The 1,092-nt window shown below is 63.6% G+C and carries 1 protein-coding gene; it reads right to left on the reverse strand.

Translation table 11 applies throughout. The features are described from left to right. The coding region (locus tag J2T55_RS13185; protein WP_259057848.1) for a hypothetical protein at positions 1-1,067 on the reverse strand (1,067 nt) is incomplete at its 3' end. Positions 1,068-1,092: the final 25 nt, after the last annotated feature.

Genomic DNA, 1,092 nt, shown 5'->3' on the forward strand with positions numbered 1-1,092 from the left:
ACCTGGGCATCACTGCCCGTCGCCGCACTCACAATGCCGGCCTCGTTACCCGTGTTGGCCGAGTCGGCCGCACCCTGCACCGTCAGACCGGCAGCGGCCATCGGCGTCAGCGTGTTCTGGACCACCAGTTGCTGGTTGCTGGCAGCATCCGTGGTAAGGGTTTCCACCCGCGCGTAGGCATCCGCGCCCACACCGCCGGTCACTGTCATGCTGCCCTCGGCATTCATATCCTGCGTCAGCACGCCGACCGCCGTGCCCGCCGCCGTGACCCGGGCGTATTCGCCCTGGTCGTCACCGCCGCTGACTTCAACATCACCATCGACGTCAATCAGCTGGCTGGCGTTGTCGGTGTTGCTCGCCAGGATCTCGGCAAACGAACCCGTGTTGTTAAGGCCGCCCGCGTCCTGGTCGGCCCGCACAATCAGGTCACCCGACTGCACCAGTATCCGCTGGGCTTCCTCACCCACCGCCTCGTTATCACCGGCCGCCCGGATGGCCGCCACAGCGTCCAAGCCAGTACCGCCTATCAGCTCCAGATTACCCGTCGTAACATCGATGGTCTGGCGGGCCGTGCCATTGGTCTGGGTGATAATGGCGTCACCACCGTCGGTGACATCTTCACTACCGCCGTACAGACCCAGCGCCGCATCCGTGAACGGCGTGCCGCCCATCAGGCGGTCGTTGCCGGCAATCAGCAACGACTGCTCGGCCTCCGACCGGATAATGGCGTCAGCCGAGTCGCCGCTACCGCCGCGTACTGCTACGTAACCATCAATCGCAGACGTCGCCGCTGTACCAATGTTCTGAGTATTCGCCGACTCAATCAGTGCCTGGGTGTCCAGGGCTGTGCCGCCGTCCAGGGTCAGGTTGCCATTCTGCACCAGAATGGTCTGGTCCTGGCCGGCCGCGTTCATGGCGATAATCGCCCGGCTGTTGTCGACCACCCCGGCATCAATGTCGAGGTTGCTGGCAATGTTATTACCCTGCACGTCGATGACCTGATCACCGGCCGACTGGATCACCGAACCGGCCGTGTCACCACCCGGACCATAGCCGGTGGTAGACACGCTCTGTCGAGCATTCACTACCAGA

Source organism: Methylohalomonas lacus (assembly GCF_024808875.1).
Lineage (GTDB): Bacteria > Pseudomonadota > Gammaproteobacteria > Methylohalomonadales > Methylohalomonadaceae > Methylohalomonas > Methylohalomonas lacus.